General features: G+C 66.3%; 10 protein-coding genes and 1 tRNA gene. 8 read left to right on the top strand and 3 right to left on the bottom strand.

The features are described from left to right. The first annotated feature begins 207 nt into the window (after positions 1 to 207). Positions 208 to 363, top strand: coding sequence for a DUF6131 family protein (locus tag ACFWPX_RS05125; protein ID WP_378919463.1), 156 nt, complete (start codon positions 208 to 210; stop codon positions 361 to 363). A gap of 35 nt (positions 364 to 398) precedes the next feature. Next, the gene (locus ACFWPX_RS05120; protein WP_378919464.1) at positions 399 to 611 is read left to right on the top strand and encodes a hypothetical protein; all 213 of its coding nucleotides are present in this window, start codon (positions 399 to 401) and stop codon (positions 609 to 611) included. A 36-nt stretch (positions 612 to 647) separates the two neighbouring features. On the opposite strand, the gene ACFWPX_RS05115 is transcribed toward ACFWPX_RS05120, so the two are convergent. Together ACFWPX_RS05115 and ACFWPX_RS05110 are read right to left on the bottom strand one after the other, a co-directional pair. Continuing rightward, complete coding sequence (locus tag ACFWPX_RS05115) at positions 648 to 1478, bottom strand: MHYT domain-containing protein (protein ID WP_378926289.1); 831 nt, start codon at positions 1476 to 1478, stop codon at positions 648 to 650. A 147-nt stretch (positions 1479 to 1625) separates the two neighbouring features. Continuing rightward, a complete protein-coding gene (locus ACFWPX_RS05110; protein ID WP_378926288.1) occupies positions 1626 to 2072 on the bottom strand; it encodes an SRPBCC family protein in 447 nt (148 codons plus the stop codon). Positions 2073 to 2235: 163 nt separating this feature from the next. Here ACFWPX_RS05110 and ACFWPX_RS05105 point away from each other — a divergent pair, with 163 nt between their 5' ends. The 4 genes from ACFWPX_RS05105 (at position 2236) to ACFWPX_RS05090 (ending at position 5860) form a co-directional block, all read left to right on the top strand. Then, positions 2236 to 3723, top strand: coding sequence for a peptide MFS transporter (locus ACFWPX_RS05105; protein ID WP_378926287.1), 1488 nt, complete (start codon positions 2236 to 2238; stop codon positions 3721 to 3723). A gap of 52 nt (positions 3724 to 3775) precedes the next feature. Further along, a complete protein-coding gene (locus ACFWPX_RS05100) occupies positions 3776 to 5287 on the top strand; it encodes an amino acid permease (RefSeq protein WP_378926285.1) in 1512 nt (503 codons plus the stop codon). Between the two features lie 116 nt (positions 5288 to 5403). Next, positions 5404 to 5477 (top strand) — tRNA-Leu (locus tag ACFWPX_RS05095). Between the two features lie 128 nt (positions 5478 to 5605). Then, entirely contained in the window at positions 5606 to 5860 is a 255-nt protein-coding gene (locus ACFWPX_RS05090; protein ID WP_378926284.1) for a hypothetical protein, read from the top strand. A gap of 449 nt (positions 5861 to 6309) precedes the next feature. On the opposite strand, the gene ACFWPX_RS05085 is transcribed toward ACFWPX_RS05090, so the two are convergent. Beyond that, entirely contained in the window at positions 6310 to 6987 is a 678-nt protein-coding gene (locus ACFWPX_RS05085; protein ID WP_378926282.1) for a TetR/AcrR family transcriptional regulator, read from the bottom strand. Positions 6988 to 7100: 113 nt separating this feature from the next. Between ACFWPX_RS05085 and ACFWPX_RS05080 the strand changes: the two genes are divergently transcribed. Both ACFWPX_RS05080 and ACFWPX_RS05075 read left to right on the top strand, forming a co-directional pair. Beyond that, entirely contained in the window at positions 7101 to 7952 is an 852-nt protein-coding gene (locus ACFWPX_RS05080) for an SDR family oxidoreductase (protein WP_378926281.1), read from the top strand. Beyond that, positions 7949 to 9046: a hypothetical protein gene (locus ACFWPX_RS05075; RefSeq protein WP_378926280.1), complete on the top strand. Its 1098-nt coding sequence runs from the start codon at positions 7949 to 7951 to the stop codon at positions 9044 to 9046. Before ACFWPX_RS05080 ends, ACFWPX_RS05075 begins: the two co-directional genes overlap by 4 nt. Positions 9047 to 9163: the final 117 nt, after the last annotated feature.

Raw genomic sequence — 9163 nt, 5'->3', positions numbered from 1 at the left:
CCCGCGCGGCGCCGGCGGCGCGCCCGCGTCCCCCCCCCACCACGACCCCCCCCCGCCGCCGCCCCCCCCCCCCCGCCCCCCCCCCCCGCGCCCCGGCGGCCCGCCTCTTGCGGCACAGCCTGTTTCGAATCGGGAAAACCGGGCATGCGGAGTGTGTGGGTGCCTACCGGTATTCCACAGTCCCGACACCGAACAAGGTGATTTCTGATGATTATTCTCGGCGCAGTTCTTCTCATAGCCGGACTCGTTTTCGGCATCCCCCTCCTCACCACGGTGGGAGTCATCGTCCTAGTGGTCGGAGTCGCGCTGCTATTGGTCGGGAGCACAGGGCGTGCTATCGGTGGCCGACGGCACTACTACTGACCATGCGGAGACTCCGCCGAAATAGAGGACCAGTCATGGCAGGCAGTAGATCTCGCATCCTTTCGATCGTGGTTCTGGTGTGGTTGCTGATCGGCATCGTGGCCGCCGGTCAACGCGGCTATTACACCGAACGCGACCAGAACTGCGCGACTCTCGGCACCATCGCGGTGACGATGATCGCGGGCCCGCTGAACTACGTGGGCGCCAATCCGAAGGTCGATGACTGCGCACTACCTCAGCCGAGCTGACCGATACCGCCGTGGCCGAATATTCGGCCACGGCGGTTAACCCGGCTGCCGCGGCCAGTGCTTTCCGCTGTCGGACAGCGTGGCCGGATCGGTGCTGTGCATCCCGCCCGCACTCGTTCGCACCGGCGCGGATTCCGCTCGGTTCTCGCCGACTTCCACTTCGGCCAACCCCACCACGATCACCAGTCCGGTGACCACCAAGGACACCGTCGCGATCAACGGCAGCAGCAATTGCACCGGCGTGACACCGTCCACCACGGTCATCGATTCACCATGGTGCACGCGCATGGCCGCCATCGCCGTGTAATGCATGCCGCAGACCGCGATACCCATCACCAGCGCGGCGCCCGCCGTCTTCAGCAGGCCGCGCACGTGCAGCATGAACCACAGTGCCGCCGTGGCCGCGACCACCGCCACCACCAGCGACAACGCCATCAGCGCCGGCTCGTATTCGATCACCGCCGTGGTTCGCATCGCCCACATCCCCAGGTAGTGCATGGCGGCCACCCCCAGCCCGGTGATCGCGCCGCCCATCGGCAGTGTCACCCACTCGTTGCCGCCCCCGGTGACGATGGTGAGCCCGATCAGCACCACCACGATCGCGATAACCGCGCTGAGCAGCGTCAACGGCACGTCGTAGCGGATGGGCGCCCCGTCGATGCTGAACCCGAGCATCGCCGTGAAGTGCATGACCCAGATCGCCGCTCCGCCCAGTGCGACGGCCGCGGCGATGAGCCAGCCGAGTGGCGCGGGCGACGCTTTGGCGTGCACCGCGCACCGTAGCCCCAATACCGAACCGATGAACGACAAGCCGAAGGCCAGCACCGGATTCGTCCAGCCATTGTTGAAGTGCTCAATATGAAGCACGCGCGTTCCCCTGATCTACGCCTTTATATTGGCTAGAGACTAAACCAGATGCGCAGACAGAACATCGCGTCGGTGAATTCGACAGAACTATGTCAGTGCGAAATCCTCACAATGGAGAAATACGGACCGGTCGGAATTCGTGGCGAGTCATTCATTCTGTGAACGCGCACGGATCAAATGGGCCAGCCGATCCAGGGATTCCTGATTGCGGGCCGCGAAGAGCAGGTCTTGGGCCACCCCGGGGATGAGCTGTGCGGGTCCGCGGGCAGCGCGTTCGATCATCCGGATCGTGGTGTGCCCCGGCTCTTCCTCGACGAGCGTGAGCGTGATCCACGCCGACCCGACCGACCACAGCCGTGCCTCCAGCTCGAGCCGGTGCGGCGGGTCGAACGCACGCACCTCGGTCGTATCGCTGATCAGCACCGGCCACAGCCCGAATCGGTAGTGGATGCGGCTGCCGACCGCGGGCCAGTCGGGGTCGACCTTGCCGATGTGGGAGGCACCGACCACCCAGCTCGCGTAGAGCCAGCCGTCGGCCAGGGTCGCGAACGCCCTTTCCGGCCGCACCGGCACGGTCACCTGGGCTGTCAGCACGTCTGATTTCCTCGTCCGTCGCGGGAGTCCGGTCACCACAGCTTAATTCGTGTCGGCGCCTGCCGCCGGACGTGTTCGCGACGGCCCGGCGGGCGCGGCACGCCGAACCCGCGACGATGCGGGAAAATTGCTGTCCGCCGTTTCGGCGTGGGATCGTTCCCTTATGTCCACGGAAGAAACACGGCTCGGCGACCCGCCGAGTCCCGCCGACAAGGCGGCCGAACGCACCCTGTTCGGTCACCCCATCGGATTGACCAATCTGTTCGGCGTCGAGCTGTGGGAGCGTTTCTCCTTCTACGGCATGCTCACCATCCTGGGCTACTACCTCTACTACTCCACCACCGAGGGCGGCCTCGGTATCGCGCAGAGCACCGCGCTCGGCATCGTCGGCGCGTACGGCGGCCTGGTGTACCTGTCCACCGTGCTCGGCGGCTGGATTGCCGACCGGGTGCTGGGGATGGAGCGGACGGTCTTCTACGGCGGTGTCGTGGTCGTGGCCGGGCATCTCGCGCTGGCGGTGTTGCCCGGGCTGACCGGTGTCGGGGTGGGTCTGGTGCTCGTCGCGCTCGGCAGCGGCGGCTTGAAGGCGAACGCGTCGTCGTTGCTCGGCACCCTCTACGCGCCCACGGACGCGCGCGTCGACGGCGGGTTCACGCTGTTCTATCTCGGCATCAATATCGGCGCGTTCTGCGGCCCGCTACTGACGGGCCTGTTGCAGCGCGAGTGGGGATTCCACGTTGCCTTCGGTGCCGCGGCGATCGGCATGGCGCTGGGCCTGGCCCAGTATGTGATCTTCCGGCGCAATCTCGGCACCCACGGGCGCGAGGTGCCCAACCCCATCACCCGGCGCGAGCTGACCCCGGTGCTGATCGGGGTCGCCGTCGCGGCGATCGTGGTGCTGGTGGCCGTGCTGGCGAAGCTGATCACCCTCGAGAATCTCTCCGACGTCACCACCGGCGTCATCGTGGTCGCCTCGGTCGCGTATTTCGCGGTGATGCTGCGCAGCGCCAAGGTGACGCAGGTCGAGCGGACGAGGGTGGTCGCGTTCATCCCGCTGTTCATCGCCAACGCGGTGTTCTGGTCGCTGTTCCAGCAGATGTTCACCATGCTCGCGGTGTACTCCGACGAGCGTGTCGACTGGCGGATCTTCGGCTGGGAAGCGCCGGCGAGCTGGATCGGTTCGGTCGAGCCGGTGTGGATCATCGCGCTCTCGCCGCTGTTCGCGCTGATGTGGACCAAGCTCGGCAATCGCGCGCCGAGCACGCCGATCAAGTTCGCGCTCGGCGTCATCGGCATGGGCATCGCGTTCTGGTTGTTCGCGCTGCTCAGCGGTTTCGACGGCAAGACCGTGCCGGTGCTCGCGGTCTTCGCGATCCTGGGCGGCTTCGCGATCTCGGAACTGCTGCTCTCGCCGATCGGTCTGGCGGTGACCACCCATCTCGCGCCCGCCGCGTTCCGCTCGCAGATGATGGCGCTGTATTTCTTCTCCGTCGGTATCGGCACGTCGATGGCGGGCACGCTCGCCCGCTTCTACAGCCCCGAGAGCGAGACCGCCTACTTCGGGTTCAGCGGTGCCGCGGCCATCGTGGCCGGTCTCGTCGTCGTCGGGTGTGCGCCCTGGATCAAGCGCCGCATGCAAGGCGTGCACTGACCTGATTTCCGGGTAATCCCCGATTACGTTTCGTAGCAGAAGGAGAAATACCGTGCCGACACCGCAGGACGCTCCAGCCGTGGGCCGATCGCCCGGCCGCTGGAGCGGGTTGTTCCGCACCAAATCCGTCGAGCAGTCGATTCTCGATACCGATGATCCCGATTCCAAGCTCCGCAAGGACCTGACCGCCTGGGATCTCACGATCTTCGGTGTCGCCGTTGTCGTCGGCGCGGGCATCTTCACCCTCACCGCGCGCACCGCGGGCAATGTGGCCGGTCCTTCGGTCTCGCTGGCATTCGTTTTCGCGGCGATCGCCTGTGGGCTCACCGCGGTCTGTTATGCGGAATTCGCTTCGACCGTGCCCGTTGCCGGTAGCGCCTATACCTATTCCTATGCCACCTTCGGTGAATTGGTGGCGTGGATCATCGGCTGGGACCTGATCCTGGAATTCGCGCTCGCCGCGTCGGTGGTCGCGAAAGGCTGGTCGCAATATCTCGGCACGGTATTCGGATTCGATTCCGCCACTGTGCAATTAGGATCGGTCACCTTCGACTGGGGCGCGGTGTCACTGCTCGCCGTGCTCGGTGTGCTGCTCGCCGTCGGCACCAAGGTGTCCTCGCGGGTGTCGGCGGTCGCGGTGGCGATCAAGCTCGCCGTCATCGCGCTGGTGCTCGTCCTCGGCATCACCTACTTCAAGGCGTCCAACCTGAGTCCGTACATCCCACCGTCGCAACCTGCCGAGGAAAGCGCCAGCGGACTGCACCAGACGCTGTTCCAATTCATCACCGGCGCTGGTGACACCAACTTCGGCTGGTACGGCCTGCTCGCCGCGGCCAGCATCGTGTTCTTCGCGTTCATCGGTTTCGACGTCGTGGCAACCGCCGCCGAGGAGACCAAGAACCCGCAGAAGGCGGTGCCGCGCGGCATCCTCGGTTCGCTGCTGATCGTCACCGTGCTCTACGTGGCGGTGACGCTGGTGCTCACCGGCATGGTGCCCTACACCGAGCTGGCCGGCGAGAATGCCACGCTGGCAACGGCATTCCAGATCCACGGCGTGGACTGGGCCAAGAACGTCATCTCCATCGGTGCACTGGCCGGCCTCACCACCGTGGTGATGGTGCTGTTCCTCGGGCAGACCCGCGTGCTGTTCGCGATGTCGCGCGACGGGCTGCTGCCCCGTGGGCTCGCCCACACCGGCAAGCGCGGCACGCCGGTGCGGCTGACCGTCATCGTCGGCGTGATCTGCTGCGTGCTCGCCGGTTTCGTCGACTTCGGCACGCTGGAGGAGATGGTGAACATCGGCACGCTGTTCGCCTTCGTCCTGGTCTCGGTCGGCGTCATCGTCTTACGCCGCACCCGCCCCGACCTGCCCCGCGGCTTCCGCGTCCCCCTGGTCCCCCTCGTCCCCATCCTGGCCGTCGCGGCCTGCCTGTGGCTGATGGTGAACCTCTCGGTGGAAACCTGGCTGCGCTTCGTGATCTGGATGGCCATCGGCTTCGCCGTCTACTTCGCCTATGGCCGCCGCCACTCTGTCCTCGGCAAAAAGGCCGCGAGTGCAGACTGACCAGCACCTTCGATGACATGATCGGTCCCGGCGTGGTCCGTTCCGACACGCCGGGCCGACCTTGTCGACCAACAGGATTCCGGTACACCCGTACGATTCGCTACGCTATCCGGGACGCCCCTATAGCCCAATTGGCAGAGGCAGCGGACTTAAAATCCGCACAGTCAGGGTTCGAGTCCCTGTGGGGGCACTCTTCATCGCAGGTGGGCTACGTGAGAACGCCCGCGAGGGCGGTCAACCGGCCGCCTGAGTCCGCATTTGTCCGCAACAGCAAATAGGATCCGGATCGGTGACGATGGGTAGCCGGATGTTGGAACGGTGACTGTCGATACATACGGCGTACGGCCGAAGGATGCCGGTGCGTTCGACAGTGTCTTCACTGATGACGTGGTTTTCATCAATCCGGCGACCTCGGTCTTCCTGAACTGGGACGAGCTGCACGCCTACCACCTGGCCGCGCTGCGGAACAGCCAGGATGCCGAGGCGCACTACGAGATTCTGGCGGTGCGGCTGCCGGTGGACATGCGATCGTCAATGTCGAGCAGACGCTGCGGACACCTGATTTCTCGGTGACCAATCGCGGAACCTGGGTTTCACGAAACGAGACGGCAGCTGGTGGGTCTGTTCAGTGCACAATACGAATGTAGCTGGCAGCTTCGGAGTGCATGGGGCTGCAACTGTCGGTGACTGAGCTGCGCTCCACAGCGCCGATCTGGCGGGTCCTGCTCGACCAGCCGATCGACCTGCGCGCCGTCTCCGGACTGATCTCCGGATCGCGGCACGCGGGCTACGCGACGCCCGCGGTAATGCGATGGCCGAGCGCGGTGCGGCGATGCCGTTCTCGGGCGAGCCGGAGCGGCCTGGCACACTCCCGAAGTCGTCGATCCGACCGCGGCGCAGCAGACCAGGAGATTCCTCGATACGTTGCCCGTGCGCTCAGTGTTTCCCGGCCACGGCCGGCCCGTCCACGAGAACGGTGGGCTGCTGCGCATCACGTCCTAGCGGGCCGCTGGGTCAGCTGATCAGTCGAGAGGCCGTTGAGAGGACGCGGCAACGGCCTCCCACTGCGCGCGAGCGGCAGCGAACAGGTCAACGCACACCGCCACGAGGTCGGCGGGGTCGTCACGGCGCCCGTCCATCAACCAGTCGACCAGCAGATGGTTGACGCCACCGACCAGTGCTGTCACGGTCAGCCGCCGGCTTCGTACCGGTGCGTGGGGGCTGTCTGTCGTCCAGATTGTCGTCACGGTGTCGACGAAATCGCGCAGTACCCGGTGACGACGCTGTTCCATGTCCGGTGAGACACCGACGACTTCGATGAGAACTACCCGCGCGCGGCGTGGGTCGCTGCTCAGGTATCCGATGAAGCCGCCGAGCCCTGCCGCGGTGAGTGAATCGAGATCGGGTTCGGCCTGTTCGAGCGCGGTGATGGTCGCCGCGCGCATCGCCTCGGCCAGGTTGTCGTAGAGGGCGGCGAGGCAGACCTCCCGGTTGGGAAAGGACTCATAGAAATAGCGCTCGGTGACGCCGGCGCCGCGGCAGATCTGCTTGATCGACGCGGCCGCGTAGCCGGAGGTGCCGAACTGCTCCAAAGCCGACTCGAGGATGGCCGCACGACGCAGGCGCACTCGCTCCTCCGGCGCGACGCCGGAGTACTTGCGGCTGGAAAGTTTCGGACCGGAGGGTCCCGGGCTGGTCATTGGGCCTTTCCTTCCTGCCGATGGAGTGCAATACTAGCCGAACAAGTTTTGACAATCGCGATTGCCCAACATGGATCTGGCAATCGAACCCGATCCGAGAAAGGCGGCATGCCATGACGGGAACACCATTGGCAGGGCGCATCGTGGCGGTCACCGGCGGTGCGCAGGGCATCGGGCGTGAGATCGCGCGCCAGCTCGCCGAGGCCGGTGCTCGGGTGGCGATCGGCGACCGCGACGCCCAAGCCGCCGAGTCGACCGCGCAAGCGCTGCCAGGGCAGGTGCGTGCGTTCGCTCTCGATGTGACCGACACCGAGTCCTACCGCCGGTTCCTCGCCGAGGTCACCGACCTGTGGGGTCCGCTCGATGTGCTGGTCAACAATGCCGGGGTGATGTGGGTCGGGGCCTTCGGCGACGAACCCGAGACCGCGACCGAGCGCATGCTCGCGGTGAACCTGCACGGTGTGATCCGTGGTGTGCGGCTCGTCGCGCCACAGATGCGCGCCCGCGGCAGCGGTCACATCGTCACCGTCGCCTCGGCCGCCTCCAAGCTCGCCCCGCCCGGGGAGTCCACCTACGCCGCGACCAAACACGGTGTGCTCGGCTACCTCACAGGGGTCCGCGAGGAACTGCGCGGCAGTGGCGTGCACGTGTCGGTGATCATGCCCGGCGTGGTGGACACCGAACTCGCGGTCGGGACCGACAGCGGCGCGACCGCCCGGCTGCAGCCCGCCGACGTCGCCGCCGCCGTCGTGGGGGTGCTGCGCCGCCCGCGATTCCAGGTAGCCATCCCCTCGACCATCGACCTGCTGGTCCGCGTCACCACCCTGCTACCGCAGTCGCTCCGCGATCTGGTCCTGCGCCGCGCAGTGCCCAACCAGGTCGAGGCCGTAGAGCGCTCGAGCACTCGCGACCAGTACGAAGCCCGCGCCCTGTCCGGCACCACTGACCCGAAGAAGGACCGATGACCACCACCGAATCCGCCACCCTGCGTCCGATCCCGGAATTCGATGGCGTCCATGACATCTGGCCCCGGGGAAAGCGACTCGACGCCATCCGCGAGGCAGCCGAGAACTACCGGGAACGTTTCGTGCGCCAAGGCCAGGTGCGCGCGGTCAAGAGTTTCGACATCGCGGCAGCACCGTATCCGGCGCAGTACGCGTTCCAGAACTACTCGGTCAGCGTCAACCCCTTCATCTCGATCATCAACCGCATGTTCGTGATCCAGTTCGAGGGGTTCGACGGCAAGCTCAAGACCCTGGTGTGGGAACCCACCGTGGCCGCCGGATCGGCCGAAGCCCCGTTCTACGGCCAGCTGCAGCGCTTCGGCCGCCGGATCGGCCTGGAATCACTGTTCGTCAAGTACTACAACGACCCCGATCAGGTACTGCCCCGGCTCGGGTTGACCAACGCCGACGTGGACTACATCAGCTTCGACCACCTCCACGTGCAGGACCCGCGCATGATCCTGGGCAGCAGCGAGCCGATCGAGGGCGAGTCCGAGCCCCGCGAGCCGCTGTTCCCCAACGCGAAACTGGTCGTGCACCGCCGCGAGCTGGGCACCTTCGAATCCATGCACCCGATGCAGTGGGCTTGGTATGTGGACGGTGGCATGAACGGGGTTCCCGAAGACAAGCTCGAGATCTTCGATGGCGACGTCGAACTCGGCGTCGGAGTCAGCCTGCTGTGGACGCCCGGCCACACCGACGGCAACCACTCCCTTGTCGTCAACACCCCCGACGGGGTGTGGGTGTCCTCGGAGAACGGGATGGCCGCCGACAGCTGGCAACCCGAACTGTCCAAGATCCCCGGCGTGCGCCGCACCGCCGAGTTCTACGGGCGCGAAGTCGTGCTCAACGCCAACACGCTCGAAGACTCCCTCGACCAGTACGACTCCATGGTCAAGGAGAAAACTCTCGCCTCCCCGTCACCGCGAAACCCGCAGTGGCGCCAGATCATTCCGTCCTCGGAGTGCGCGAACTGGAAGCGACAGTGGCCGGTGGTGCCGACCTTCAGCCACGGCGGCCTCGACTACGGCACCATCACCGTCCCCACCCGATAACCCGGGCCGGGGGGGGGGGGGGGGCGCCCCCCCGCCCCCCCCCCCCCGCCCCCCCCGCCCCCCCCCCCGCCCGCGGCGAGCACACAGGCAGTCACGAAAATCTCATCACCTCGAGAC

The organism is Nocardia sp. NPDC058518 (genome assembly GCF_042719655.1).
Taxonomy (GTDB): Bacteria; Actinomycetota; Actinomycetes; order Mycobacteriales; family Mycobacteriaceae; genus Nocardia.
The sequence above is the reverse complement of the archived record's forward strand: the minus strand, read 5'-3'. Positions and strand labels throughout refer to the sequence as shown.

Excerpts from the sequence above, each read along its gene's own strand:
- ACFWPX_RS05125 (WP_378919463.1), top strand. The coding sequence starts at position 208 with ATGATTATTCTCGGCGCAGTTCTTCTCATAGCCGGACTCGTTTTCGGC.
- ACFWPX_RS05085 (WP_378926282.1), bottom strand. The coding sequence starts at position 6,987 with ATGACCAGCCCGGGACCCTCCGGTCCGAAACTTTCCAGCCGCAAGTAC.
- ACFWPX_RS05120 (WP_378919464.1), top strand. The coding sequence starts at position 399 with ATGGCAGGCAGTAGATCTCGCATCCTTTCGATCGTGGTTCTGGTGTGG.
- ACFWPX_RS05080 (WP_378926281.1), top strand. The coding sequence starts at position 7,101 with ATGACGGGAACACCATTGGCAGGGCGCATCGTGGCGGTCACCGGCGGT.
- ACFWPX_RS05075 (WP_378926280.1), top strand. The coding sequence starts at position 7,949 with ATGACCACCACCGAATCCGCCACCCTGCGTCCGATCCCGGAATTCGAT.
- ACFWPX_RS05105 (WP_378926287.1), top strand. The coding sequence starts at position 2,236 with ATGTCCACGGAAGAAACACGGCTCGGCGACCCGCCGAGTCCCGCCGAC.